The sequence below is a fragment of the Microbacterium meiriae genome, from assembly GCF_040702565.1.
Lineage (GTDB): Bacteria > Actinomycetota > Actinomycetes > Actinomycetales > Microbacteriaceae > Microbacterium > Microbacterium meiriae.
Window position 1 is genome coordinate 1 of record NZ_JBFBLJ010000001.1, and the last position, 26,050, is coordinate 26,050.

The 26,050-nt window shown below is 70.9% G+C and carries 25 protein-coding genes; 14 read left to right on the forward strand and 11 right to left on the reverse strand.

The window, feature by feature from the left end; translation table 11 throughout:
- Positions 1-86: 86 nt before the first annotated feature.
- From AB0310_RS00005 to AB0310_RS00025, 5 genes are all read right to left on the reverse strand, one after another.
- A complete protein-coding gene (locus AB0310_RS00005; protein ID WP_366236315.1) occupies positions 87-1,178 on the reverse strand; it encodes an ABC transporter ATP-binding protein in 1,092 nt (363 codons plus the stop codon).
- Complete coding sequence (locus tag AB0310_RS00010) at positions 1,175-1,966, reverse strand: ABC transporter permease (RefSeq protein ID WP_366236316.1); 792 nt, start codon at positions 1,964-1,966, stop codon at positions 1,175-1,177. Before AB0310_RS00010 ends, AB0310_RS00005 begins: the two co-directional genes overlap by 4 nt.
- The gene (locus tag AB0310_RS00015; protein WP_522727325.1) at positions 1,963-2,901 is read right to left on the reverse strand and encodes an ABC transporter permease; all 939 of its coding nucleotides are present in this window, start codon (positions 2,899-2,901) and stop codon (positions 1,963-1,965) included. The genes AB0310_RS00010 and AB0310_RS00015 overlap by 4 nt, the downstream gene beginning before the upstream one ends.
- Positions 2,898-4,037, reverse strand: coding sequence for an ABC transporter substrate-binding protein (locus tag AB0310_RS00020; protein ID WP_366236317.1), 1,140 nt, complete (start codon positions 4,035-4,037; stop codon positions 2,898-2,900). Before AB0310_RS00020 ends, AB0310_RS00015 begins: the two co-directional genes overlap by 4 nt.
- Positions 4,038-4,170: 133 nt before the next feature.
- Positions 4,171-4,686, reverse strand: coding sequence for a GNAT family N-acetyltransferase (locus tag AB0310_RS00025; protein WP_187663324.1), 516 nt, complete (start codon positions 4,684-4,686; stop codon positions 4,171-4,173).
- Positions 4,687-4,793: 107 nt separating this feature from the next.
- Here AB0310_RS00025 and AB0310_RS00030 point away from each other — a divergent pair, with 107 nt between their 5' ends.
- Positions 4,794-5,567, forward strand: coding sequence for a sulfite exporter TauE/SafE family protein (locus AB0310_RS00030; RefSeq protein ID WP_366236907.1), 774 nt, complete (start codon positions 4,794-4,796; stop codon positions 5,565-5,567).
- 106 nt (positions 5,568-5,673) lie between these two features.
- Here AB0310_RS00030 and aspS read toward each other — a convergent pair whose 3' ends face one another.
- Positions 5,674-7,452: an aspartate--tRNA ligase gene (gene aspS / locus AB0310_RS00035; RefSeq protein WP_366236318.1), complete on the reverse strand. Its 1,779-nt coding sequence runs from the start codon at positions 7,450-7,452 to the stop codon at positions 5,674-5,676.
- A 131-nt stretch (positions 7,453-7,583) separates the two neighbouring features.
- Between aspS and AB0310_RS00040 the strand changes: the two genes are divergently transcribed.
- A complete protein-coding gene (locus AB0310_RS00040; RefSeq protein ID WP_187663326.1) occupies positions 7,584-7,973 on the forward strand; it encodes a DUF5684 domain-containing protein in 390 nt (129 codons plus the stop codon).
- A 1-nt stretch (position 7,974) separates the two neighbouring features.
- The gene (locus AB0310_RS00045; protein ID WP_366236319.1) at positions 7,975-8,616 is read left to right on the forward strand and encodes a histidine phosphatase family protein; all 642 of its coding nucleotides are present in this window, start codon (positions 7,975-7,977) and stop codon (positions 8,614-8,616) included.
- 67 nt (positions 8,617-8,683) lie between these two features.
- Here AB0310_RS00045 and AB0310_RS00050 read toward each other — a convergent pair whose 3' ends face one another.
- Positions 8,684-9,577, reverse strand: coding sequence for an NAD(P)/FAD-dependent oxidoreductase (locus AB0310_RS00050; RefSeq protein WP_366236320.1), 894 nt, complete (start codon positions 9,575-9,577; stop codon positions 8,684-8,686).
- Between the two features lie 55 nt (positions 9,578-9,632).
- On the opposite strand from AB0310_RS00050, the gene AB0310_RS00055 reads away from it, so the two are divergent.
- Genes AB0310_RS00055 through ccsB form a run of 5 tightly spaced genes read left to right on the forward strand, consistent with a single transcriptional unit; the run spans position 9,633 to position 14,312 of the window.
- Positions 9,633-10,037 carry a MerR family transcriptional regulator gene (locus AB0310_RS00055; protein ID WP_187663329.1) on the forward strand — a complete coding sequence of 135 codons (405 nt, stop codon included), beginning with the start codon at positions 9,633-9,635 and terminating at the stop codon, positions 10,035-10,037.
- 55 nt (positions 10,038-10,092) lie between these two features.
- A complete protein-coding gene (locus AB0310_RS00060) occupies positions 10,093-10,743 on the forward strand; it encodes a TlpA family protein disulfide reductase (RefSeq protein ID WP_187663330.1) in 651 nt (216 codons plus the stop codon).
- A 16-nt stretch (positions 10,744-10,759) separates the two neighbouring features.
- The gene (locus tag AB0310_RS00065; RefSeq protein ID WP_366236321.1) at positions 10,760-11,524 is read left to right on the forward strand and encodes a cytochrome c biogenesis CcdA family protein; all 765 of its coding nucleotides are present in this window, start codon (positions 10,760-10,762) and stop codon (positions 11,522-11,524) included.
- Positions 11,525-11,540: 16 nt separating this feature from the next.
- Positions 11,541-13,322: a cytochrome c biogenesis protein ResB gene (gene resB / locus AB0310_RS00070; protein WP_366236322.1), complete on the forward strand. Its 1,782-nt coding sequence runs from the start codon at positions 11,541-11,543 to the stop codon at positions 13,320-13,322.
- Positions 13,323-13,331: 9 nt separating this feature from the next.
- Complete coding sequence (gene ccsB, locus AB0310_RS00075) at positions 13,332-14,312, forward strand: c-type cytochrome biogenesis protein CcsB (RefSeq protein WP_187663333.1); 981 nt, start codon at positions 13,332-13,334, stop codon at positions 14,310-14,312.
- 106 nt (positions 14,313-14,418) lie between these two features.
- On the opposite strand, the gene AB0310_RS00080 is transcribed toward ccsB, so the two are convergent.
- From AB0310_RS00080 to AB0310_RS00090, 3 genes are all read right to left on the reverse strand, one after another.
- Positions 14,419-15,009: a 2'-5' RNA ligase family protein gene (locus AB0310_RS00080; RefSeq protein ID WP_366236323.1), complete on the reverse strand. Its 591-nt coding sequence runs from the start codon at positions 15,007-15,009 to the stop codon at positions 14,419-14,421.
- Between the two features lie 124 nt (positions 15,010-15,133).
- On the reverse strand, positions 15,134-17,101 hold the full coding sequence (locus AB0310_RS00085; protein WP_366236324.1) for a YhgE/Pip family protein: 1,968 nt from the start codon (positions 17,099-17,101) through the stop codon (positions 15,134-15,136).
- Positions 17,098-19,884 (reverse strand): efflux RND transporter permease subunit, encoded by a 2,787-nt coding sequence (locus tag AB0310_RS00090; RefSeq protein ID WP_366236325.1) that lies wholly within the window; start codon positions 19,882-19,884, stop codon positions 17,098-17,100. The genes AB0310_RS00085 and AB0310_RS00090 overlap by 4 nt, the downstream gene beginning before the upstream one ends.
- Positions 19,885-20,013: 129 nt before the next feature.
- On the opposite strand from AB0310_RS00090, the gene AB0310_RS00095 reads away from it, so the two are divergent.
- On the forward strand, positions 20,014-20,640 hold the full coding sequence (locus AB0310_RS00095; RefSeq protein WP_259952956.1) for a TetR/AcrR family transcriptional regulator: 627 nt from the start codon (positions 20,014-20,016) through the stop codon (positions 20,638-20,640).
- Here AB0310_RS00095 and AB0310_RS00100 read toward each other — a convergent pair.
- Positions 20,637-21,623, reverse strand: a complete 987-nt coding sequence (locus tag AB0310_RS00100) for an o-succinylbenzoate synthase (protein WP_366236326.1) — start codon at positions 21,621-21,623, stop codon at positions 20,637-20,639. The genes AB0310_RS00095 and AB0310_RS00100 overlap by 4 nt on opposite strands.
- 89 nt (positions 21,624-21,712) lie before the next feature.
- Here AB0310_RS00100 and AB0310_RS00105 point away from each other — a divergent pair, with 89 nt between their 5' ends.
- The 5 genes from AB0310_RS00105 (at position 21,713) to AB0310_RS00125 (ending at position 26,006) form a co-directional block, all read left to right on the forward strand.
- Positions 21,713-22,045, forward strand: coding sequence for a PadR family transcriptional regulator (locus AB0310_RS00105; protein WP_363587869.1), 333 nt, complete (start codon positions 21,713-21,715; stop codon positions 22,043-22,045).
- Position 22,046: 1 nt separating this feature from the next.
- The gene (locus AB0310_RS00110) at positions 22,047-23,006 is read left to right on the forward strand and encodes a permease prefix domain 1-containing protein (protein WP_366236327.1); all 960 of its coding nucleotides are present in this window, start codon (positions 22,047-22,049) and stop codon (positions 23,004-23,006) included.
- Positions 23,007-23,011: 5 nt separating this feature from the next.
- Positions 23,012-23,932, forward strand: coding sequence for a 1,4-dihydroxy-2-naphthoyl-CoA synthase (locus AB0310_RS00115; protein WP_102208055.1), 921 nt, complete (start codon positions 23,012-23,014; stop codon positions 23,930-23,932).
- A 25-nt stretch (positions 23,933-23,957) separates the two neighbouring features.
- Positions 23,958-25,109 (forward strand): AMP-binding protein, encoded by a 1,152-nt coding sequence (locus AB0310_RS00120; protein ID WP_187663342.1) that lies wholly within the window; start codon positions 23,958-23,960, stop codon positions 25,107-25,109.
- Positions 25,110-25,214: 105 nt separating this feature from the next.
- A complete protein-coding gene (locus AB0310_RS00125) occupies positions 25,215-26,006 on the forward strand; it encodes a class I SAM-dependent methyltransferase (RefSeq protein ID WP_187663343.1) in 792 nt (263 codons plus the stop codon).
- Positions 26,007-26,050 lie beyond the last annotated feature (44 nt).

A 26,050-nucleotide genomic window follows, 5' to 3' on the forward strand; every position in this document is an offset into this window, starting at 1 on the left:
GCGCGCGTCCCCCCGGGGATGGCGCCGCCCCCCCCGGTGGCAGACGTCTGCAGCCGGGGGTCTCGACGTGAACCCGGGGTCTCGGGTCAGCCGCGCGGACGCGCGACCACCGGGGCAGGGGTCACCGCGATCCGGACGCGGTCGCCGAACGACGGGTGCACGGCGGGATCGTGCTGCACGCGGACGAGCTCACCCGACTCCGTGCGCACGAGGGTCCGCCGCATGCTGCCGAGGAACGTGCTCTCCTCCACGAGCGCATCGGTGGCGGCGTCCTCCGCGGAGGTGAAGCGGACGTTCTCCGGACGGAGGTACACGTCGACGGGGCCGTCGGCGGGGGTCTGCAACGGGAGACGCTGCCCCCACACGACGACGTGATCGCCCTCGGCGACCCCGGACACGACGCTGGAGAGGCCCACGAACGCGGCGACCTCGGCGCTCGCGGGGGTGGTGTACAGCTCCTCCGGGGAGCCGATCTGCTCGATGCGACCCGCGTTCATGACCGCGATCCGGTCGGACACCGCGAGGGCCTCCTCCTGATCGTGCGTGACGAACACGGTCGTGATGCCGAGCCGCAGCTGAATGCGGCGGATCTCGTCACGGAGCTGCACGCGCACCTTCGCGTCGAGTGCCGACAGCGGCTCGTCGAGCAGCAGCACCCGAGGCTCCGTGACGAGGGCGCGAGCCAGGGCCACCCGCTGCTGCTGCCCGCCGGAGAGCTGATGCGGGAACCGGTCGGCCAGGTCGGCCAGACCCACGAGGGCGAGCGCGTCGAGGGCCCGTCGCGCCGCCTCACCCTTGCCGACGCCCCGGCGACGAAGACCGAAGGCCGTGTTGTCGACGACGCGGAGGTGCGGGAACAGCGAGTACGACTGGAACACCATCCCGATGTCGCGCCGGTTGGTCGGCACCCGCGAGACATCTCCGCCGCCGAGGAGGACGGTCCCCTCGTCGGCGCCCTCGAGTCCGGCGAGCACGCGGAGCAGGGTGGTCTTCCCGCAGCCGGACGGACCGAGCAGCGAGACGAACTCCCCGGGAGCGATGTCGAGGTCGACGCCGTGCAGCACCCTCGTGCCGCCGTAGCTCTTCACGATGCCCTGCAGCTCGACCCGCGTACCCTCGCCGGCCTGGGCGAGCAGCAGGTTGTCCTTGGTGCGCGGGAGCGCGTGATCGAGGGTCATGAGCGGGCCTTTCGCGGACCGCGGGCGACGCGGCCGATGAGCAGGAGCAGGAGGAAGACGAACAGCAGGGCGAGCAGCGTGAAGATCGCGGGCGCGAACGGGTCCTGCTTCTGCACCACGACCATCGCCGTCTGGAAGACCTGTCGGTTGAGCAGGGACGCGATCGTGAACTCCCCGAGAACCACCGCGATGGAGATCAGCGCGGCGGCGAGCAGTCCCTGTCGGAGGTTCGGCGCGAGGACGCGGAGCACGACCGTCGGCCACCCCGCCCCGAGCGAGCGTGCTGCCTCGGACAGCGTGCGCAGATCGGCGGCATCGATGGACGCCTGGATCGAGCGGAACGCGAAGGGGAGGACTGTGACGCCGTAGGCGAAGGCGAGGGTCCAGGTGCCGGTGCCGAGGGTCCGACCGATCTGCAGGTAGATCGGCGCGAGGCCCACCACGAGGACGATCGCGGGGATCGAGATCGGGAGGAGCGCGATGAACTCGAAGGCCGCCTTCAGTCTGGGGAAGCGCAGGTTCACGAGGATCATCGTGGGGGCCAGGAGGAACAGCACGATCGCCACGGTCACCACCGCGAGGATCAGCGAGTTGCCGAGCCCCGTCCAGATGGGCTTCAGACTCGCCGACGCCGCGGGGTCGAAGAGGGCGGCCCAGTGCGCGAAGGAGAGGCCGTCCGTGCCGCGCAGCGTGAAGAGGAACGTCGACACGAGAGGCACAGCGAAGAACGCGCCGACCACGATGCCGATCACCGCACGGGTCGCGCGGGAGGGGGCGAGGCCGTTCATGCCTGCCACCGCGCGGCACGTCGCTGGATGACCGAGTACAGCGCCATCACCATGCCGACCACGACGATCATGCCGAGGGCGAGAGCGCCCGCGAGGTTCTCCCGGCCGAGCAGGGTCTCGCTCGTGAGCGCCGTGCGGATCTGCAGCGGGACGATCTGCGAGCCCTGACTCGCGAGCGCCGCGGCCGTGGCGTAGGAGGAGAACGCGTTCGCGAAGAGCAGCAGCAGGCTCGCGAGGAACGACGGCGCCAGCACCGGGAGGCCGATCCGCAGCCAGAAGCTCGCCCTGCTGCCCCCGAGGGTGAGGTTCGCCTCGACCCACTGCGGCTTCAAGGCGGCGAGGGCGGGGAGGAAGGTGATGACCATGAGCGGCACCTGGAAATAGATGTACGGGAGGATGAGGCCGGGCAGCTCGTACAGCCAGGTGCCCTCGGCGAAGATGTCGATGCCGAACGTGTCGCGGAGGAAGACGGTGACCACGCCCTGGATGCCGATCATGGCGATGAAGGCGAAGGCGAGCATGACGCCGCCGAACTGCGCGAGGACCCCGGCGGCCGCGTCCACGGATCGCCGCACGACGCCGTCCGGGTTCATGCCGAGCAACGCATAGGAGACCAAGGCGCCGACGGTGGCGCCGACCGCCGCGGTGAGCAGGGACAGCCCCGCCGAGTTCGCGAAGGTCGTGAGCACGACGGGGTCGCCGAGGGCGGCGACGTTCGTCCAGGTGAAAGCGCCGTCGCCGTCGAAGAACCCGGAGCCGATCGCGAGCACGGTGGGCAGGGCGAGGAACAGCAGCACGTAGGCGGCGAAGGGCACGAGCCCCAGCCACGCCGGGGACGGCGCAGACCGCCGGGCCCGCGCGTGCGACGCGGGTCCGGCGGCGGTGACGGGGGCGGACGCCGCGGCATCCACCCCCGGTGCGACGAGAGAGGTCACTGGACCGCCGCTGCCCACTTCTCGCCGAGCAGCGTGCCGGCGTTCTCGGACTGCTCCTCGGTGGGCACGACGGTCTCCTCCGGAGCCTCCGGGAGAGCCGCCGCGAGCTTCTCGTCGATCGTGCCCGCCTCGGTCATCGCCTCCATGCGCACCGGACGGGCGCCGCCCTTCAGCCACAGGTTCTGCACCTCGTCGCTGTAGAGGAACTCCTGCCACAGACGCGCGGCCGCCGGGTTCGGCGCGTCGACGTTGATGGCCTGGTTGTAGTAGCCCGCGTAGCCGGTGCCGTCGAAGACCTCGACCTTCCAATTCGGGTTGTCGGCCGTGTGCGCGGCGTTCAGGTAGTCCCAGTCGAAGACGACCGGGGTCTCGCCGCTGGCGACGGTCGCGGTCGTGACGTCGACCTTGAGCAGGTTCCCGGCCTTCTGCAGGTCGGCGAAGAAGTCGATGCCCGGCTGGAAGTCGTCGAGCGTGCCGTCCGACTGCACCGTCGCCAGGCCCACGGCGGCGAAGGCGGCGCCGGCCTGCGTCGGGTCGCCGTTGATGGCCACGGCACCCTTGTAGTCGGCGGAGAGCAGGTCGGACAGCTCGGCCGGCGCCTCGAACTTCGAGGAGTCGTAGCCGATCGACATGTACCCGCCGTAGTCGCCGACGAAGAGGCCGGTGGGCTCCTTCAGCTCGTCGGGGATGTCGTCCCAGGTCTGGACCTTGTAAGGAGCGAAGGCATCGGTGTTCTGCAGAGCGACGGTGAGGCCGAGGTCGAAGACGTCGGGGGCGGTGTCGAGGCCCTTGTTCGTCTCGGCGGCCTGGATCTCCTCGGCGCTGGAGACGTCGGGCGACGCCTCGTTGATGGTGATCTCGGGGTACTTCTCGGCGAAGAGGTCGAGGATCTCGCCGTAGTTCGCCCAGTCGCGCGGGAGGGCGATGACGTTGAGCTGACCCTCCTCCTTCGCGGCGGCCTCGAGGTCGGCGAACGAGCCGAAGTCCTCGACCGACGTCGCGCTCGCCGCGTCCACGGCGTCGTCGCCGTCGGCCGGGGCGTCGGTCGCCGAGGCGCAGGAGGTCAGTGCGATGACGGCCGTGGTGGCCAGGGCGATGCCGGCGCCGATGCGTGCGCGGCGGATGGAGCGTGCCATGAGTGTCCTCTCGGTGTCCGGCGCTTGGCCGGTGTCGGGTTGCGAGAGGACACTATGAGTCCGAGGTAGCCGCGGGGAGCGGCGCGGGTGAACGGTCGGTGTCGGGCGGGTGGCGCAGGAATGCGCCGGGGGATCAGTCGTGCCGGACCGTGTACTTGAAGCCGCGGTGCGAGCCCACGTAGCCGAGGCGCTCGTAGAACCGGTGTGCGTCGGTGCGGGCGGCGTCAGAGGTGAGCTGCACCATGGCCGCGCCGAGGGCGGGCGCCGCGGCATCGCCGACCCACCGCATGACCGCGGAGCCGATGCCGGACGAGCGGAGGTCGCTGCGCACCCGGACCGCCTCGACGAGCAGCCGCCGGGCGCCGCGGCGTGCCATGCCCGGGATCGACGTGAGCTGGAGGGTGCCGACCACCGCGCCGTCGAGCTCGACCACGAGGAGGTCGTTGGAGGGATCGGCCAGGATCTCGCGGAGGCCGCGCTCGTACGCCGGACGGTCCTCGTCGGAGGCCACGTCGCCGCGGGCGGCGCTGATCGGGTCGTCGGCGAGCAGCGCGATGACGGCGTCGGCGTCGGCCTCGCTCGCTCTCCGGAGCACGGCGTCCCCGCTCCTCGACGCGAACGGGTGCGGCAGCGGGAGAGCGGGAAGCATGACCCCAGTCTGCCAGCGGCGCGGATGCGTGACGGTGCCCGCGGGTCTGGAATCATGGCGGGGTGGATATCGGCAGCCTCCTCGAACTCGAGCAGCTCACCTGGGGGATGCTGATCCTCATCATCGTGGCGGCGTTCAGTGCCGGGTGGATCGACGCGGTCGTCGGCGGCGGAGGACTGCTGCAGCTTCCGGCACTGCTCCTCATCCCCGGTATCGCCCCCGTCCAGGCGCTCGCGACGAACAAGCTCGCCTCCGTGTTCGGGACCGCGACCAGCAGCATCACCTACTACCGCCGTGCCAAGCCCGACCTCCGCACGGCCCTGCCGATGGCGGTGATCGCGTTGATCGGCTCGTTCGGCGGCGCGGCGGTCGCGACGGTGCTGCCCCCGGCCGCCTTCAAGCCCATCATCGTGATCGCGCTGCTGGCGGTCGCCCTGTTCACGGCGCTCCGTCCGCAGCTCGGGGCGGCGACGCAGCTGCGCTTCCACGGACACAAGCACCACATCATGGCCGGGCTGGCCGGGCTCGGCATCGGGTTCTACGACGGGATGATCGGTCCGGGGACGGGGACCTTCCTCGTGATCACCCTCGTCGCGCTGCTGGGGTACGACTTCCTGCAGGCGAGCGCGAAGGCCAAGATCGTGAATCTCGCGACGAACGCGGGGGCGCTGCTCCTCTTCATCCCGCACGGCTCGGTGCTGTGGCTGCTCGGGGGCATCCTCGCGGTCGCGAACGTCGCCGGCAGCTACCTGGGCTCGCGGATGGCCGTCTCCCGCGGCACGACCTTCATCCGCGTGGTGTTCCTCGTCGTCGTGGTGGCTCTCATCGCGAAGCTCGGTGTCGACGTGTGGAACGAGAACCTCGCCCCCCTCTTCGCCTAGCCCCCCTTCTTCTTCTTGTTCGCCGAGACCCCGGGTACGCGACGAGACCCCGGGCTGCCAGCGGTAGTGTCCCGGGGTCTCGGCGGTAAGACAGGGTGTCGGCGGGTCAGGCCTCGTCCTCGGGTGTGAAGTCCACACCGGCCTCGGCGCGCTGCTCCGGGGTGATCGGAGCGGGAGCGGAGGTGAGGGGATCGAAGCCGTTGCCGGACTTCGGGAAGGCGATGACGTCGCGGATCGACTCGGTCTTGGTCAGGTGCTGGAGCACGCGGTCCATGCCGAGCGCGATGCCGCCGTGCGGGGGAGCGCCGAACTTGAACGCGTCGAGGAGGAAGCCGAACTGCTCCTGCGCCACCTCGTCGCTGATGCCCATGACCTCGAAGACCCGCTTCTGGATATCCTCGCGGTGGATGCGGATGGACCCGCCGCCGAGCTCCGAGCCGTTGCACACGATGTCGTACGCGTAGGCGAGGGCCGATCCGGGGTCGCTGTCGAACGTGTCCTCGAACTCGGGCTTCGGACCCGTGAACGCGTGGTGCACGGCCGTCCAGGCGCCCGCACCCACGGCCACGTCTCCGGAGGCGACCGCATCCGCGGCCGGCTCGAACATCGGGGCGTCGACGACCCACGTGAAGGCGAACTCGTCCGGGTACAGGTACCCGAGGCGACGGCCGATCTCGACCCGTGCGGCGCCGAGCAGCGCCCGGCTCTCCTTGGTGGCACCGGCGGCGAAGAACACGCAGTCGCCCGGCTCGGCGCCGACGAACTCCGCCAGTCCCGCCTGCTCGGCCTCGGACAGGTTCTTCGCGGCAGGGCCGCCCAGGGTGCCGTCCTCGTTGAACAGCACGTAGGCGAGACCGCGCGCGCCGCGCTGCTTGGCCCAGTCCTGCCACGCGTCGAGCTGCTTGCGCGGCTGGCTCGCACCGCCGGGCATGCGCACCGCGCCGACGTACTCCGCCTGGAACACGCGGAACGGGGTGTCCGTGAAGTACTCGGTCGCCTCGACGAGCTCGAGCCCGAAGCGGAGGTCGGGCTTGTCGGAGCCGTACTTCGCCATGGCATCGGCGTACGTCATACGCGGCAGCGGGGTCTGCACCTCGACGCCGATCGTCTTCCACATCGCCACGATGAGCGACTCCATGAGGGCGATCACGTCCTCCTGGTCGACGAAGCTCATCTCGATGTCGAGCTGCGTGAACTCGGGCTGACGGTCGGCGCGGAAGTCCTCGTCGCGGTAGCAGCGGGCGATCTGGAAGTACTTCTCCACACCGCCGACCATGAGCAGCTGCTTGAAGAGCTGCGGGGACTGGGGCAGGGCGTACCAGCTGCCCGGGTGCAGACGGGCCGGGACGACGAAGTCGCGGGCGCCCTCCGGCGTGGAACGGGTGAGGGTCGGGGTCTCGACCTCGGTGAAGTCCTCGGCGTGCAGCACGTCGCGGATCGCCTTGTAGACGTCGGACCGCAGGCGCAGCGCGGAGGCGGCGGCCGGGCGGCGGAGGTCGAGGTAGCGATACTTCAGGCGTGCCTCCTCGCCGACGGTCTCGGTGTCGGCCAGAGCGGTCGAGACCTGGAACGGCAGCGGCGCCGACTCGTTCAGCACCTCGACCTCGGCCGCGATGACCTCGATCTCGCCGGACGGCAGGTTCGGGTTCGCGTTCCCCTCGGGGCGACGCGACACCTCCCCGGTGACCTTGAGGACGAACTCGTTGCGCAGCGGGTGGGCGATCTCCTCGTCGCGGATGACGACCTGGGCGATGCCCGACGCGTCCCGCAGATCGATGAAAGCGACGCCTCCGTGGTCACGACGACGATCGACCCACCCGGTGAGGGTGATGGTCTGACCGATGTTCTCGGCGCGCAGGGAGCCTGCGGAGTGGGTGCGCAGCACGGAGGATTCCTCCTGATCCGGGGAAAGATGAACCCGCCCAGTCTACGCGGGCGTCCCGGCCCTTCCCGGCCGGGTCGCCTGCGCGGAGCAGCGGCACCTCAGTAGGATCGCCACGACGAAAGGCGCACCCCATGAACCTCTCCATCTCGGACGGCAACGGCCTTCCCGACCTGTTCGGCGCGATCTTCTCCGGCACGACAGGGCTCATCGCCCTCATCTTCTACATCCTCGTCGTGGTCGGGCTGTGGAAGGTCTTCACGAAGGCGGGGTACCCCGGAATCCTCGCGATCATCCCGATCGTGAATGTCGTGTTCCTCGTGAAGATCGCCGGGATGTCGGGCTGGTTCGCCCTGCTCTACCTCGTGCCGATCGCGAACTTCATCCTCGGGGTCATCGTCGCATTCAAGCTCGGCGCGCGCTTCGGCAAGGGCGGGGTGTTCTCCTTCTTCCTGTTGTTCCTCTTCCCCTACATCGGCTATCTGGTCCTCGGCTTCGGCGAGTCCCGCTACCGCGAGGTCTGACGTGGCGGCATCACTTCTGCACCTCGTTCGCCACGGTGAGGTGCACAACCCGTCCCGCGTGCTCTACGGACGGTTGCCCGATTATCACCTCAGCACCGCGGGGGAGGAGATGGCGCAGGCGGCGGCGGAGCATGTGGTCGGGCTCGGCGATCCGGTGACCGCGCTGTTCGCGTCGCCTCTGGAGCGCGCGCAGGAGTCGGCCGCCCCCTTCGCGGAGGTGTTCGACCTCGAACCCGAGACGGACATCCGCCTGATCGAGCCGACGAACGTGTTCGAGGGCACCCGGATGCGGCGGTCGCTGATGAATCCGGTGAACTGGTGGCACCTGCGCCAGCCGTCGCTGCCGAGCTGGGGGGAGCCGTACGCCTCGATCGCGGAGCGCATGCTCGGCGTGATGGACGAGGCATGGACGGCCGCGGCCGAGATCCCGACCGCGGGGGACATCGTCATGGTGTCGCATCAGGCGCCGATCTGGATCACGCACCTCCGCGTGGCCGGCCTCCCGCTGCAGCATGACCCGCGGACTCGCCGCTGCGCCCTGTCGAGTGTGACCTCGTTCGAACGCGTGGGCGACGTCTGGCGGGAGGTCTCGTACGCCGAGCCCGCCGCGACCGGCGGTGCTGTCGACGTCGGGGCCGTCTGACCACCTGTTCGAATCGCCTGAATGGCCCCATCCGGGCCGGAGATGGGACCAATCGGGCGATTCGACGTCAGAGGGACTGGAGCACCCCCACCGCGGCGAGCTGTCCCGCGGCGGCGGCGAGCAGGACCGAGGCCATCGGGCCGGGGAGGGTCGCGCGATGGGCGAGGTCGCCCGCCGCGAGGACCCCAGGACGCGACGTCCTCCCGAACTCATCGATCTCGATGGACCCCGACTCCAGCATCCGCAGCCCGAGGTCGGCGGCGAAGGGCGCCCGGTGTCGCATCGTGCCGGAGGCCACGAACACGCCCGCGACGTCGAGGTCGCCCTCGGCGCTGCGCATCCGCACCCCGTCTCCGTGCGCGGCGACAGCCTCGACCGGAGCGGAGGCCACCCGTACCCCGAGCTCCTCCAGCGCGGTACGGTCCTCCGCGGCGAACGGCTCTCCCACCGGGACCACCGTGATCTCGCCGACGATCCGGCCGAGCAACCCGATCAGATGGGCTGCCCGGGGTGCCGCCCCGAGGATCGCGATCGGCCTCCCGGCGTGCTCGTGTCCGTCGCAGAACGGGCAGCTGAAGACCCGGACGCCCCACGACTCGGCGAGACCCGGAACCGGCGGGAGGTCGTCCGCGACGCCGGTCGCCAGGATCACCCGTCGGGCGTCGACCGCCGACCCGTCGGCGAGGCTCACCGAGAACCCCGTCTCCGCGTCGCCGGAGATCCGTTGCGCCGCGACGTCCCGCACCTCGACGTCCGCATAGGCCGCGAGCTCGGCCCGGGCCTGGGCGCGGAGGTCCGCCGGGGCCCTCCCATCGGCACCGATCATGTTGTGCATGTGCTGCACGGTGCCATTGCGGTACTCGCCGGAGTCCAGCAGGAGCACCGGCCGATGCATCCGTCCGAGGGTGAGCGCCGCCTGGAGTCCGGCGGGGCCGGCACCGATCACGATCGCGTCGTACATGGGGGTTCCCTTCTCGCGTCTTGCGTTCGGCACCAGTCTGTGACTTCATGTCAACATGAAGTCAAGCGACCTGCATCCCTGGTCCGTCGGCGAGGTCGCCGCGCGTTTCGACCTGCCGACGAACGTCCTGCGGCACTGGGAGACGGTCGGCCTGCTGCGGCCACCCCGGGACGCGGCGGGCCGGCGTCGCTACGGCGAGGACGAGGTCGTGCGCATCGCCGTCATCCAGCGCAGCAAGGCCGCCGGCATGAGCCTCGACCAGATCGCCGTGCTCCTCGACGACGGCAGCGCGGGCCGGCATCAGGTGCTGCAGCAGCATCTCGACGACCTCGACAGGCGGATGGAGGAGATGCGCCGATCCCGGGAAATGACGGAGCACGCTATGGGGTGCCGGGCGCACGACATCGCGACCTGTCCGCGGTTCCGCGCCGGGGTGGACGACGTGCTCGCGCGCTTCTGACTCCCCCCGGGGGTACCCGGCCGATGCATAGGAAGCTCTGCGTAAACTCGGAGACGTGTCCCGCGCTTCCAGGATTCACCCGATCCGCAACGGCCGCCCCTCCCGTCTTCGGCCCCTCGGCCGCCTGGGCGGAGCCGCGCTCGCTGCGGTGCTCGCCGTCGGTTTGAGCGCCTGCGCCCCCGACGCCGTGAGCGAGTCGTTCCTGAGCGGCGAGAACACCGGGTACGTCGCCGCCGACGGCGCGATCGTCGAGATCCCCGTCGCCGAGCGTGGCGAGCCGGTCGAGTTCGCCGGAGTCACGGAGCACGGCGAGGACTTCGACAGTGCCGACATCGCAGGACAGGTCGCGGTCGTCAACTTCTGGTACGCCGGCTGCGCCCCGTGCCGCGTGGAGGCCCCCGACCTGGAGGCGGTCTGGCAGGAGCACAGCGACGCGGACGTGCAGTTCATCGGCATCAACACGCGGGATCAGGCCGACACCGCGGCCGCGTTCGCCGACGAGTTCGGGATCACGTACCCGAGCCTCATCGACGTCGACACCGCCGAAGCCAAGCTCGCCTTCGCGAAGGTCGTGCCGATCTCGGCGACCCCCACCACGCTCGTGCTCGACAAGCAGGGGCGCGTCGCCGCGAAGATCATCGGTCCGATCGACGGCACCTCCGTCCTCTCCACGCTCGTCAAGGACGCGCTCGCGGAGGACTCCTGATGTCCGCGAGGTCGTCATGAGCCCCGAAGCGATCATCGGCTCCGGCGCCCTCTGGATCGCGATCCCGGTGGCCATGCTCGCCGGACTCGTCTCGTTCCTCTCGCCGTGCGTGCTCCCGCTCGTGCCCGGCTACCTCGGCTTCCTCGGCGGAGCCGTGGCACCGCGGGGATCGTCGACGACCGGCGGCACCACCCAGACGGCCACCCGAAGCCGCCTCGTCCTCGGCGTGCTGCTGTTCATCCTCGGCTTCACCGTGGTCTTCATCCTCTACACGGTGCTCGGCGGCACTGCTGGCGTGTTCCTGCTCCAGTGGGGCGACCTCATCACCCGCATCCTCGGCGTCGTCATCATCGCGATGGGCCTGGTCTTCCTCGGGCTCTTCGGGTTCGCGCAGAAGGAGCTCCGCTTCCACGTCGACTCGAAGGCCGGGATGGTCGGTGCTCCGCTCCTCGGCGTCGCGCTCGGCATCGGCTGGGCGCCCTGCATGGGCCCGACGCTCGCCGCCATCCTCGCGCTCTCCTTCAATGCCGGAGATCCCGTGCGTGCGGGGTTCCTCGGCCTCGCCTACTCGCTGGGACTCGGCATCCCGTTCCTGCTCGTCGCCCTCGGCTTCGGCTGGGCCACGAAGGCCATCGGGTTCCTGCGCCGCCACATCCGGGTCGTGAACATCCTCGGCGGCGTGCTGCTGATCCTCCTCGGTGTCCTGATGGTCACCGGCCTGTGGACCGACATCATGTCGCGGCTGACGGCGGTGATCGGCAGTGTCATCCTCCCGCTCTGACCGCTCCGAGACGACCATGACGAAGAACAAGGGTGCCGTGACCAACGACTCCAGCGATCCGCTCCGCCCGTCCGACCACGTCGACGGCGACGACACGATCACCCAGCCGCGCCTCGGATTCGTCGGCTGGCTGCGGTGGGGGTGGCGTCAGCTCACCTCCATGCGCACGGCGCTCGTCCTGCTGCTCGTGCTGGCGATCGCGGCCATCCCCGGGTCGATCTTCCCGCAGCGGATGGCCGACCCGAACGGCGTGACGCAGTGGGAGCGCGACAACCCCGATCTGTTCCCGGTGCTCGACGGGCTCAAGCTCTTCGACGTGTATCTGTCGCCCTGGTTCTCGGCGATCTACCTGCTGCTGTTCACCTCGCTCGTCGGCTGCGTCATCCCGCGCATCAAGCACCACGCGAAGGCGCTGCAGGCCCGACCGCCGCGCACGCCCGCGCGACTGCGACGCCTGGAGGATTACCGCGCCGTCACCCGCGACACGGTCGCCGACTCCGGCACCCGCACCGGAGACGCCGCCGCGGAGGCCGCCGCCTCGATCGACGTCGCCACGAAGCAGCTCAAGGCGCTCGGCTACCGCGTGGAGCGCTACGACCGCGGCCGCACGTACTCCGTGTCGGCCGAGCGCGGCTACTGGCGGGAGACGGGTAATCTGCTCTTCCACCTCGCCCTCGTCGGCGTGCTCGTGACGATCGGCGTCGGCGGCGGCTTCGCCTACACGGGGCAGCGCGTGCTCGTCGAGGGGGAGACCTTCGCCAACACGCTGCTCGACTACGACTCCATGAACCGCGGGCGCTTCGTGGCCGACGACTCCTTCGCGCCGTACTCGATGCGGCTCGACTCCTTCGACGTCACGTATCAGCCGTTCGGCGAGCCGGGCTCCGGCCAGGCGGGCAACTTCTCCGCGAACATGACCATCCAGGAGAACGGCGAGGAGCGCGAGGGCGCCGTCAAGGTCAACGAGCCCCTGGGCGTGGCCGACGACGACGTGTTCCTGCTCGGCAACGGGTACGCCCCGACGGTGACGGTGCGCGACCCCGAGGGAAACGTGGTGTTCCACAACAGCACGCCCTTCCTCCCGCAGGACAACAACATGACCTCGCTCGGAGTGCTCAAGGTCCCGGACGGCCTGGCCGAGCAGGTGGGCCTCGTCGGCTTCTTCTACCCGACCACGGGCGTGCTCGACACGGGCGCCTTCTTCTCGGCGTACCCCGACCTCACGAACCCGACGCTCACGCTCGACGTGTACACGGGTGACCTCGGGATCAACGACGGTGTGCCGCGCTCGGTCTACGTGCTCGACACCTCCGACATGACCAAGCTCACCGGACGCAGCACCGACGTCGAGTCGATCGAGCTGTCCCCGGGTGAGACCGCGCAGCTGCCGAACGGCCTCGGCTCGGTGACCTTCGACGACGAGTCGCCGGAGGGCGCCACCGACGCCTCGGAGTCCGTCAAGCGCTTCGCCTCCCTGCAGATCCACCGCGACGAGTCCGGGGTGTTCGTGCTCGGCTTCGCGCTGCTGGCCCTCGGCGGCCTCATGCTCGCCCTGTTCGTGCCGCGTCGGCGCGTGTGGGTGAAGGCGACGGCAACCGATGGTGCGGTCGACCTCGAGTACGCGGCCCTGGCCCGAGGGGAAGACCCCACGCTGGCCCGCGCCGTGGACGACCTCCGTGCCGGGCACGCCCGGCTGCTCGACGCCGCGGGCGGCACAGCCGCCCGTACCCCTGAAGACGCCGACGAGGATGCCGCGGACGCCGCCGCGGACCCTGCGGCCCCGGTACCCGGAAAGTAGACTGACACCATGCTCGAGCTCACCGTGATCTCGCCCGTCCTGCTGTGGACGGCGATCGCGATCTACGCGGCGGCCTTCGTGGCCTACGCCTTCGATCTCGCGCGCCGCTCGCAGGCGACGGCCGACGCCCACACCGTCCGCGAGGGCGAGCTCGTGGCCGCCGGTCGTTCCGGGAGCGTCTCCGCTTCCGCACCCGTCGATGCGCCCGGAGCTCCGAAGCCGCAGCGCTTCGTCATGGCGCGAATCGGCACCTCGCTCACCGTGCTCGGCTTCGTGTTCCACCTCGCCGCCGCCGTGACGCGCGGCATCGCGGCCGGTCGGGTGCCGTGGGCGAACCTGTACGAGTTCGGCATGGTCGGAACGCTGCTCATCATCGCCGTCTACCTGGCGGTGCTCACCCGCCTCGACCTGCGCTTCCTCGGCACGTTCATCACGGGCCTCGTCGTGGTGCTGCTCGGGCTGGGCGCGACGAACTTCTACGTCGAGGTCTCGCCGCTGATGGACCCGCTGAAGAGCGTGTGGCTGATCATCCACGTGTTCGTCGCCTCGCTCGCGACCGCGTTCTTCGCCCTCGCCTTCGCGCTCTCGGTGATCCAGCTCATGCAGGCCCGGCGCGAGCGGCTGCTCGGTGAGGGGGCGGCCAAGACCGGCCCCGGCTTCCTGCGCACGTTCCCGCCGGCGGAGCGCCTGGAGAGCCTGGCGTACCTGTTCACGATCATCGGCTTCATCCTCTGGACCTTCACCCTCATCGCCGGGTCCATCTGGGCGTACTACGCGTGGAGCCGCTTCTGGGGCTTCGACGTGAAGGAGACCTGGACCTTCGTGATCTGGGTGCTCTACGCCGGGTACATCCACGCCAGGGCGACCCGCGGCTGGCGCGGCAACCCTTCGGCCTGGCTGTCGATCGTCGGCTTCACCGCCGTGATCTTCAACTTCACCATCGTCAACGTCTTCTTCAAGGGTCTGCACGCCTACTCCGGCCTGAGCTGAACCGGCCGAGCACAGCTTCGGAGATCGCGAGGGACACACCGACGGGCGGACCTCGGTCGCGGTGTGTCGTCCGGCATCTCCGAAGTCGTGCCCGCCGGAGCAGGGCTCAGCCGCCGAGGGGGATGACCTCGGCGTGCTCGACGCCGCCCTCGTACCAGACGAACTCGGCCTCGGTGACGACCTCCGTCGGCGAGGGTGTGAGAGGACGGACCTCGGTGGCGGCGAGCTGCTGCCATGTCTCAGGGTCCAGCGTCTTGCCGTAGAGCACCGAGAGGTGGAAGGTCCAGTCCTCGACGGTGAGCTCGTCGAGGCGACGGAAGTCCGTCGGCCGGAGCACCTCCGTCAGCGAGGCGTATGCGTGCACGAGCGCGGGGGTGCGGGCGAGGCGTAGGATCACGATCTGCCACGGCGCGGGGAAGACGTCCACGGCGTCGGCGGTGAGTTCGAGAGGACTCTGTTCCGCGGCCCAGGCACGGATCAGGGCCCGCAGCTCCTCCCGGCGCTCCGGCTCGAAGAAGCCGCGAAGCGTCACGTGCTCCGTGTGCGGATGCCGCAGGGGCGTCCCCAGGCGATCGAGCGCGCCTTCCTGGATGGCCCGATATTCAGAAGCGACGGCCTCCGTCGGCCGGAGGACGAGATACTGCTGTCCTTCGAGGCTCGCGAGCTGGTCCGGAGTGTCCATGAACGGTCGGCGCATGGCACGAGGGTACGGGGTGTCGTCGTCGAGTCCGTGCACTGTTTCGGAGAACGGACGCGACATGCCGTCGGCAGGGGGTGTCCGGCGGCGTGTCGTCCGTGATCTCCGAAGTTGTGCCCGGGGGTCAGGCGGTGACGACGGCGCGGGCGGTGGTCGTGCGACGGACCGCGACGACCACCGTCGTGGCGACGAGCGACAGCACGCCCCAGACGACGAGGGCGGCGACGGCGGCCCCGCTCGCCTCCACGAGACCCGCGAAGGCCGGTGCGGTCGGGAGGGCGGCCCCGATGCTCGCGAGCCAGTCGGGCACGGTCGAGATCAGTCCCGTCGCCACGGCGATGACGCCGATCAGTGCGGCGATCCAGCGTCCGACGCCGCCGAACACCGCCACGAGGGCCTGGTTCACCGCGGCGAACACCACCCCGGCGAGGACGGCGGTGCCCGCGAACGCCCACCATGCCGCAACGTCATAGTCCGCCACGGTCTGCACGATGAGGGAGACGACCAGACCCTGCGCGACGCCGATCGCCGCGGCCGGCCAGAACGCGCGGAGGGTGAGGGAGGCGGACGAGCGTCGCGACGTGAGCGTGCGCGCCGTGTGGGCGCGGAGGACGAGGAACGACGCGAGACCGCCGAACCACAGCACCACCGCGGTGAGCAGCGGGATCGCGGTGGGACCGAAGAGCGAGCCCATCGAGGAGTCGGTCGCCACGGGATCGGCGATCACCGAGGCCAGCGACGTGGACTCCTCGTCGCTGAAGGACGGGAGGGAGTCCGCCGCGGTGCGCAGTCCGCCCGCGAGGTCGCCGGTGCCGGTCGCGAGGGTGTCGAGGCCGGTGGCGAGCTCCGTGCTGCCGTCGGCGAGCTGGGACGCGCCGTCGGCGAGCTGCGTCGCGCCGGACGACAGGGCTCGCGCTCCCGCCGCGGACTGATCCACGCCCTCGCTCGCGAGGCGGTTGAGCCCGCCGGCGAGCTCTGTCGCCCCGGCGCCCGCCTCGCCGAGCTGAGTGCCCAGGGTGGAGAAGGACCCGGGAAGCGCGGCCACACCCGTGGCAACCTCTTCGTTGTTGAGGATGCCGGAGGCGGTTCCGGCCGACGTGGCCGCTGCCGCTGCCTTCGAGGCGAGGCCGGAGAGCTGTCCGCACTCCGGCGATTCCGGATCGGCGGCGCACGCCGTGGCCGCCATCGTCCCGAGACCCTGTGCGACCGTGGCCGAGTCCGTCGCGGCCGACTTCGCTGACGCGCCCGCCGACTGGATGCTACCGGTGAGCTTCTGGACGCCGGCGACCCGGCCCTGCAGCTCGGTCGCCGCGGAGGTGAGTCCCGCACCGATGGTGCCGGCGCCGGTCGCCGCCTGCCGGGTCTGCCCCGCGATCGTGTCGAGGCCGGACGCGAGGGTGGAGGCCCCCGTGCCCAGCTCTCCGGCACCGGCGGCGAGCTGCGTCGCTCCCTCCGGGAGGGCGGCGGCGCCGGTGGCCGCGTCGCGGGCGCCCTTCGCCAGCTCCAGGGCCCCGTCCGCCGCATCGCCGATCTGGTCGCCGATGGTGGTGAAGCCGACGAGGATGTTCTCGGTCGTCGCCTCGGACAGCATGGTGCCGAGCGTCGAGGCCGCCACGTCGGCGATCTGTCCGGTGATGAGGTCGTCGGCCACGAGGCCGTCGTCGGGCGTCGTCACCTGGATCGTCGCCTGCTCCGCGTCCCCGCCGCCGTCGGCGACCGCCTGGCCCGCGGAGGTCGCCGCGGCCGAGAAGTCCTCGGGGATCGTGATGACGGCCTGGTACGAGCCGTCGGCGAGTCCGTCGGCGGCGTCCTCCTCATTGGAGATGACCCACGTGAGGTTCGAGTCGAGGTCGTCCGACCCCTCGACGAGCCCGGAGGCGAGCTGGCGCCCCAGGGGAGTGGTCTGGCCGTCGATCTCGACGGGCTCGTCGAGGTTCACGATGGCCGCGGTCATGGAGTCGAGACGCTCGGTCGGGTTGTAGAGCGCCGCCATGAGGATGCCGCCGACCGCTGCCGGCAGCAGCAGGACGCCGAGGATCGTCAGCCAGGTGATGGGTTTGCGCGAGCGGGCACGCTCGAGGGGGAGGGTCATGCGGGCACCTCGGTCGTTTCTGCGGCGCTCGGGCGGGGCGCGCGCGTGTCGAGAACGTCGGCGGACGGCCATCCGGCCTCCGCGAGAAGGGAACGGGCCGCGTCGGGATCGGCGGCGGTGGCGAAGACGGCGAGACTCCGGCGGGACTTCGCGTCGCGCAGCATCGCGGCCACCTGGTCGCGCTCGCCGCCGCGAAGCCGGTCCGCACCGTCGATCACCACGAGCTCGGAACGACCGCGGAGGGCTTCGCGGAGATCGGCGAGGACGGATCCGTCGTCCTCCGCGAGCACGCAACTCACGTGCGAGCGGACCCACGCCGCACGACCGGGGAGCAGGTGCCCGGCGACGCGGAGGCGTCCGTCGGCTGGGGCGATCCGCGCGCCGACGGTGAGCGCGAGGGCACGCAGTGTTCCGGCATCAGCGCCGCTGACGATCAGGGCCGCGCCGGGCGCGACCCGCAGGGACAGGCCCTGCGCCGCGGGGAGTCCCGCGCCGAGCTCCAGGTCGTCCGCGGCGACGAGCGACCCGTCTCCCGGCCAGGCTTCGAGGTGCCGTTCGCGCTCCACCGCCTCGCCCTCGATGTCCACCCGAGGGAGGATCCGCTCCAGCCACGACGGGATCTCCCAGGCGCGCTCGCCGAGGATCGCCATCAGCGCCGGGATCAGCGTCATCCGCACGAGGAAGGCGTCGAAGGCGATGCCGGCGGCGAGTCCGAGGGCGATGGGTTTGAGGGAGGAGTCGCCCTCGGGTACGAAGGCCACGAACACCGCGAACATGATGAGGCCGGCCGCGGTGACGACCTTCGCCGACCCGGTGAACCCGCTCCGCACGGCGCGCAGGGCCGCCGCACGCCGGGTGGCGCGGTTCACCGACCCCGCACCCCGGCGCAGGTCGGGATCGTGCACGAAGTCCTCGCGCATCCGCGACACCAGGAACACCTGGTAGTCCATCGCCAGGCCGAACAGCACGCCCATGAGGATGATCGGCATGAAGCTGATGATCGGTCCGACCTTCGCCACATGCAGGACGTCGGCGAACCAGCCCCACTCGAAGACCGCCCCGACGACACCGAAGGCAGCGACGATCGACAGCAGGTAGCCGGCCGCGGCGGTGATCGGCACCCAGAGAGAACGGAACACGATGGTGAGGAGGATCAGCGAGAGTCCGATCACGAAGATCCCGAACGGCAGCAGAGCCGCGCCGAGCTGATCGGAGATGTCGATGCCGACGGCGGTGAAGCCGGTGACCTTGAGGTCGATGCCGAACTCGTCCAGCCACTCGTCGTGGTGGCTGCGGAGCTCGCGCACGAGGTCGGCCGTCGCGGGGTCGTCGGGAGCCGTCTCCGGGATGATCTGCACGATGCCGGTGTCGGCGGTCTCGTTCGGCGTCGCGAGGGCGACCTCCTTCACGCCGGGAACCTCGGCCACCGCATCTCCGAGGTCTTCCATGAGACCGAGCGGGTCGGTGGAGGTGACGATGGTGCCGGTGAGGATGAGGGGGCCGTTGAAGCCGGGACCGAATTGCTCGCCGACGAGGTCGTAGTTCTGTCGCGCCTCGGAGTCCTTCGGCAGGACGCCGGCGTTCGGCAGGGCGAGGTCGAGGCTGAGGGCGGGGACGGCGACGATGCCGAGTCCGAGGACGACCGCGAGGGAGACGAGGACGGGGTGCTTCGTCACGCCCTCCACCCACCGACGGCTGCCGCGGGGCTTCGTGGCGGCGTCCTTCGCGGCCGCCTTCTTCGGGGCCTTCGCGCGCTTCGGTCGTCCGGCCACGCGGCCCTTGAGGAATCCGAGCAGGGCGGGGGTCAGGGTCACCGCGATCGCCACGGCGACCGCGACGGCCACGGACGCCGCGACGCCCATGGTGGTGAGGAACGGGATGCCCGCGAAGCCGAGGCCGATCAGCGCGATGAGCACGGTGACGCCCGCGAAGACGACCGCCGAGCCGGCCGTGCCGACCGCTCGCGCGGCCGATTCCTCGGGCTCCACACCCTCTCGGACCTGGTCCTGGTGGCGAGCGACGATGAAGAGCGCGTAGTCGATGCCGACCGCGAGTCCGAGCATCAGGGCGAGCAGCGGCGTGGTGGAGGAGACGGTCGCGAAGGCGGTCGCCGTGAAGATCCCGGCCATGGAGATGCCGACACCGAGGATGGCGGTGAGCAGGGGGAGTCCGGCGACGACGAACGACCGGAACGTGACGATGAGCACGAGGAGCGCGATGAGCAGGCCCACGGCCTCGGTGAGCGTGACGCCGGGGATCGAGATCGCGAAGAGGTCGCCGCCGAGCGAGGCCCGCGCACCGTCGGGGAGCTCTGCCGCGAGCTCGTCGACGGTGGAGCGCAGGGCGTCCTTGGTCTCCTCGGAGACGTCGGTGGACTCGCCGTCGAACTGCAGGCGCACGATCGCCGCCGTGTCGTCGTCGTTGATCATGCCGTTGACCATCTCGTCGTACGGCGAAGTGGCGGCGAGGACCTCGTCGAGGTCGCCGAGCTCCGACACGGCGTCCTCGATCGGCTCGCGGTACTCGTCATCGGTGATCTCGTCGCCGTCCGCGGCCACGACGATGAACTGGGCGTTCGTGCCGCTCACCTGGGGGAAGGAGCGGGAGAGCTGCTCGAGGCCGGCCTGGGACTCGGTTCCGGGGATGGAGAACGTGTTGTCGGTGCCGGCGCCGAGGACCACGGCTCCGGCTCCGGCGATGCCGAGGGCGAGGAGCCAGGAGACGAGGACGCGCCACGGGTGGCGGAAGGACCAGCGTCCGAGGGACGAGAGCAGTGTGGACACGCGAATCTCCGTGGGGTGCCGGGTGGATACACAGGTGTATCCGATACATAGATGTATCGTAAGGTCATCCGCCATCCGGAGTCTGTGCACCGGGTGTGAATCGTCGAGAGGGAAGGCCAGGAGGTTCCGATGTCGTCACCCGCCACCCGCAGCCGGGAGAACACGAAGGCGCGTCTGCTGGAGGCCGCCGCGCAGGTGTTCGCCGAGGTCGGTCTGGACGGCGCCTCGGTCGAGGCGGTCTGCGAGCGCGCCGGCTTCACGCGCGGGGCGTTCTACTCGAACTTCGACTCGAAGGACGAGCTGTTCCTGACCCTCGCTGCCGGTGTCGCCGACGCGAGGGTGGCGGCCGTGCGGACTCGCGTGGAGCAGATGCGGGCGGACGGGGAGCTCGCCGACGACTGCGACCCGACAGATCTCGTCCAGCAGATCATGGAGCTCGGCAGCGACGACCGCCTGGGCGTGATGCTGATGAGCGAGATCCGGATCCGGGCCCTGCGCGACCCGCAGTTCGGCGAGGCCTACCTCGCCCAGGAGCGCGAGATGGTGGCGAGCATCGCGCGCATCGTGGAGGACATCGTGGAGGCGGCGGGCACGCTGCGCCTCCGGCTGCCCGCGACCGACGCGGCGCGCATGCTGATGATCCTCTGGGAGGGCATGACCGTCCGCGGTGCCATGGCCGGCCGCGACGACGCGGCGCTGCGACACTCCGGCGGCGAGGAGCTCGGGCGGCTCGTGGAGCTCCTCGTCGAGTCCTAGGCGCTGCGGTTCGCGAGCAGCTCGTGGTGGCAGCGGGCGAGTCGGGCCAGCCACCATGCCCGGCGTTCGTCCGCGGCGGCGAGGCGCGTGAGGGCTGCCGGGTCGGGAGACAGGCGTCCGACCGGGATCGCCCCGTCGGCGGGGCGGAGGTCGGCGACGTCGTCCTGGAACAGTGAGGCCGTGCCCAGACCGCAGTCGTAGTCGAGGGTCGGGAGGGCGGCGGCCAGGGCGGCTCCCTGCGTCAGGCCGATAGCGGTGTCCAGGGCACTGGAGACGACCGCGGGCAGGCCGGCCGCGGTGACGATCTGCAGCGCGTGGGTGAGCCCGCCCAGCGGCTGCGCTTTGATGACGACGATGTCCGCGGCTCCCGCGCGCGCCACGGCGAGGGGGTCTCCGGACTTCCGGATGCTCTCGTCCGCCGCGACCGGGATCCCCATGTAGGCGATCCGCCGGCGCAGCTCGACGAGCTCGGGCACCGAGGCGCACGGCTGCTCGACGTACTCCAGGTCGAACGCGGCGAGCGCGTGGACGGCGTGCTCGGCCTCGTCGACGTTCCACAGGCCGTTGGCGTCGATCCGGATGCGGCCCTCCGGCCCGAGAGTCTCCCGGACGGCGCGGACCCGGTCGACGTCGTCCGCCAGCACCTGCCCGGGCTCGGCGACCTTGACCTTCGCGGTCCGGCATCCGGAGAAGCGCGCCAGGACCTCGGGCACGCGAGCGGCGTCGACGGCCGGCACCGTGGCGTTGACGCCCACCCGATCCCGCAGCGGCGCGGGTTGCGGGGCGTAGGCGTAGTCGATCGCGGCGGCCAGCCAGGTCGCCGCCTCGGCGTCGTCGTATTCGACGAAGGGGGAGAACTCGGCCCAGCCCTCCGGCCCTTCGAACAACAGGGCCTCCCGTGTGTCGACGCCGCGGAAGCGGGTCTGCATCGGCAGGGCGACGACGCGGGCGGAATCGAGGAGCTCCGTGACGGCGGGGATCATGACCCCATTGTGCGCCACGACCCTCGGGAACATGTGGCACGGAGATGTGTCGTTGACAATAGTGTGTCACACACACTAATGTGATCGACATGAACGAGACGCTCGACACGCACCTGCAGGAACTGCGCCGGGGCACGGTGGTCCTGGCATGCCTGCAGCTGCTGCGCACGCCGGAGTACGGGTACGCGCTGCTCGAGCAGCTCGAGAGGCGGGGCTTCGCCACCGATGCGAACACGCTCTATCCGCTGCTCCGTCGTCTGGAGAAGCAGGAATACCTGACGAGCGAGTGGAACACCGACGAGGCCCGTCCTCGCAAGTTCTACCGCACCTCGGAGGCCGGCATCCGGCTGGCCGACACCCTCACCGACGAATGGCGCGCGCTCACCGGCGCGATCGCCTCCCTCACCCCCGAGGAGAACTGACATGACCACGAGCACGCTCACCGAGCGTTACATCAGCGCCACGATCCGCAGCCTCGCACCGGAGGCGCAGGACGAGGTCCGCGCCGAGCTCGAAGCCGCCATCGCCGACGCCGTCGACGCGAGGCGGGAACAGGGCGAGAGCCCGGAGGAAGCGGAACGGGCCGTCCTCACCGACCTCGGCGACCCGGGCATCCTCGCCGCCGGATACGCCGACCGGCCGCTGCACCTCATCGGCCCTCGGTACTACCTCACCTGGTGGCGGCTGCTGAAGCTGCTCCTGTTCATCGTGCCGCCGTTCGCGGCCGTCGGGGTGGCGATCGGACAGCTGATCAACGGTGCCGGCCCCGGAGAGGTTATCGGCGCGGTCGTCTCCGTCACGCTGTCGGTGATCGTGCACCTGTGCTTCTGGGTCACGCTCGTCTTCGTCGTGCTGGAGCGCACCGGTGCGGACACCGGGGTGCGATGGGACGTCGATCAGCTCCCCGAGCCCACGGAGCACGGGGCCGCCCGCGCCGACGTGATCGCCTCGCTCGTGTTCCTCCTCGCCGGCATCGGTGCGATCGTGTGGGACGCCACGCTCGGGTTCTTCCCGACCGGCGGCGACCCGATCCCGATCCTGGCGCCCGCGCTCTGGCCGGTGGGCATCGGCATCCTCCTCGCGCTCATGATCGCCGAGGCCGGACTGGCCGTCGCCGTGTACGCGCGCCGCCGGTGGACCGTCGCCGCCGCCGTCGTGAACACCGTCCTCGCGATCGCCTTCGCGGTGTGGGCGCTCACCCTGCTCCTGCAGGGCGAACTGCTGAACCCGGCCTTCCTGGAGTTCGTGTTCACGGACAACGGGGTGGATGCCGACACGATGCGCGTCCTCACGGTGATCACGGGTGTCTGCCTCGTGGCTTTCCCGGCCTGGGACATCGTCGACGGGTGGATGAAGACGGCGCGTGCCCGGGGAATAGGCTGAAGACCGTGACCGATGCCTTCGTCTCCGACCTGTTCGATCCCGCCGAGTGGGAACTCGCGCCCGGCGCCGAGCACTACACCGACATCACCGCGCACGTGAGCCGCGACGGCGGGGTCGCCCGCATCGCCTTCCACCGGCCCGAGGTGCGCAACGCCTTCCGCCCGCACACGGTCGACGAGCTCTACCGCGCCCTGGACATCGCGCGGCAGGACGCGCGCATCGGGGCGGTGCTGCTGACCGGCAACGGACCGAGCCCGAAGGACGGCGGCTGGGCGTTCTGCTCCGGCGGCGATCAGCGCATCCGCGGCCGCGACGGGTACAAGTACTCGGATGCGGAGACCGCCGTCGTCAGCGGAGCGTCCGCGGCGGCTGTCGGGCGGCTGCACATCCTCGAGGTGCAGCGGCTCATCCGGTTCATGCCCAAGGTCGTCATCGCCGTGGTCCCCGGGTGGGCGGCCGGCGGCGGCCACTCGCTGCACGTGGTGTGCGACCTGACCATCGCATCGGCCGAGCACGCGCGCTTCAAGCAGACGGACGCCGACGTCGGCAGCTTCGATGCCGGGTACGGCTCCGCCTACATGGCCCGGCAGACCGGGCAGAAGTTCGCGCGGGAGGTGTTCTTCCTCGCCGAGGAGTACTCGGCGCAGCGGGCCTACGAGGCGGGCGCCGTGAACCGCGTGGTGCCGCACGCCGAGCTCGAGCGTGAGGCGCTGAAGATGGCGCGCACCGTGCTGACGAAGTCGCCGACGGCGATCCGGATGCTCAAGTTCGCCTTCAACGCGGTCGACGACGGCCTCGTCGGCCAGCAGGTGTTCGCGGGAGAGGCCACCCGTCTCGCCTACGGCACCGACGAGGCGGTGGAGGGGCGGGATTCGTTCCTCGAGAAGCGCGCCCCGGACTGGTCGTCCTTCCCCTGGCACTACTGAGTCCGCACGAGAGACGGAGCCGACCGTGACCGCGCTGATCCCGACCGACGCCGAGGACACCACGCTGCTGCGGGAGGCGCTGCTCCGGGCGCTCGACGAGGGACCGGCTCTCGGGTTCGGCATGCTCGCCGATGCTCCGGCGGAGGTGGACGACGGCATCGCCGCAGTGATCGCGACCTCCGGATCCAGCGGCGTCCCGAAGCAGGTGGCGCTGAGCGGCGAGGCCCTGCGGGCGAGCGCGGAGGCCACCGCCGCCCGGATCGGCAGCGGGCGCTGGCTGCTCGCGCTGCCGGCCGGTTACGTCGCGGGGCTGCAGGTGATGGTGCGGTCGATCCTCGCGGGCACGGAGCCGACCCGGATCGAGGGGCGGTTCACGCCGCACGCGTTCGCCGAGGCCACGCGGGGCATGCTGCACGCCACGACCGCCGGTGTCGTCCCCGCGCTCTACACCTCCCTCGTCCCGGCGCAGATCGCGACGTTGCTGGACGCGACAGGGGAGCCGGGGGTGCTCGCGGCACTGCGGGCCTATGAGGCGATCCTCGTCGGCGGGCAGGCGCTCCCGGATCCGCTGCGGGAGCGGGCGGCCGACCTCGGGGTCCGTCTCGTGCGGACCTACGGCTCGACGGAGACCAGTGGCGGCTGCGTGTACGACGGCGTCCCGCTCGACACCGTGCACGTCCGCGCCGTCGACGGGGAGCTGCGGATCGCCGGCCCCCTGCTCGCGGAGGGGTATCTCGGGGACCCGGCGCTGACCGCGCGCACGTTCGCCAGGGACGAGCACGGCATCCGCTGGTACCGGACGGGAGACCTCGGTCTCGTCGAGAACGGTGTGGTCCGCGTGCACGGCCGCGCCGACAACGTGATCGTGTCCGGCGGCATCAACATCTCGCTGGACCGGGTGGAGCGGATCGTGCGCTCGGTGCCCGGGCTGCATCAGGCCGTGGTCGTGGGCGTCGACGACGAGCGCTGGGGGGAGGCCTCGGTCATCGTCGCGGCGCGCGGGGAGGCCCTGCGGCGCAGCGAGTCCGAGCAGCTCGCCCAGGCCAGGGAGGCGGTGGCCCGCGAGATCGGCGCCCACGCGCGTCCGTCCCGTCTGATCCTCGTGGACGAGCTCGACGTCCTCTCCTCAGGCAAGCCCGACCGCGAGGCGATCCGCCGCATGGTCGCCTCCCTCTAGCCCGTCGACCCACCCCTCTCGCGCCGCCCCGGCCCCATACGGGCGTCCGGAAGGGGCCGGGACACACGCAGAGGGGTGGGTCGACAGGAGTGCCAGACTGAGCGCATGGCCTCGTACACGCATGGACACCACGAATCCGTCCTCCGCTCGCACAGTGTGCGGGACATCGCGAACTCGGCGGCGTATCTGCGACCGCACCTCACGGCCGAGACCCGGCTCCTCGACGTGGGGGCGGGGCCCGGATCCATCACGGTGGACTTCGCGGGAGTGGTCGCGCACGTCACCGCGACCGAGATCGACGACGCCGCACTGTCCCTCTCGCGTGACCTCGCCGCGGCGCAGGGAGTCGCGAACATCGCCTTCTCGATCGAGGACGTGCACGCGCTGAGCTTCGCCGACGACTCCTTCGACGTCGTGCACGCGCACCAGGTGTTGCAGCACGTCGCCGATCCGGTGCAGGCGCTGCGGGAGATGCGTCGGGTCGCGAAGCCCGGGGGACTGGTCGCCGCTCGCGACGCCGACTACGCGGGCTTCCTGTGGTTCCCTGTCCTGCCGGAGCTCGACCGCTGGCTCGCGCTGTACCGCGCCGCCGCCCGGGCGAACGGCGGAGAGCCGGACGCCGGGCGCCGCCTGCTGTCCTGGGCGCGGGCGGCGGGCTTCGAGGACGTCTCGGCGACCGCGTCGACCTGGTGCTACGCGACCTCGTCCGAGCGCGCCTGGTGGGGCGGGATGTGGGCCGACCGCATCCTGGAGTCGGCGCTCGCGCGGCAGCTCGTGGACCAGGGCATGGCCACGCGCGCCGATCTGCAGGAGATCAGCGACGCCTGGAAGCGCTGGGCCGACGACGGCGACGGCTGGTTCCTGGTGCCGCACGGGGAGATCCTCGCCCGCGCCTGACGGATACATCCCGCGACGGATGCCAGTCCACGGGCGCTCGCGTA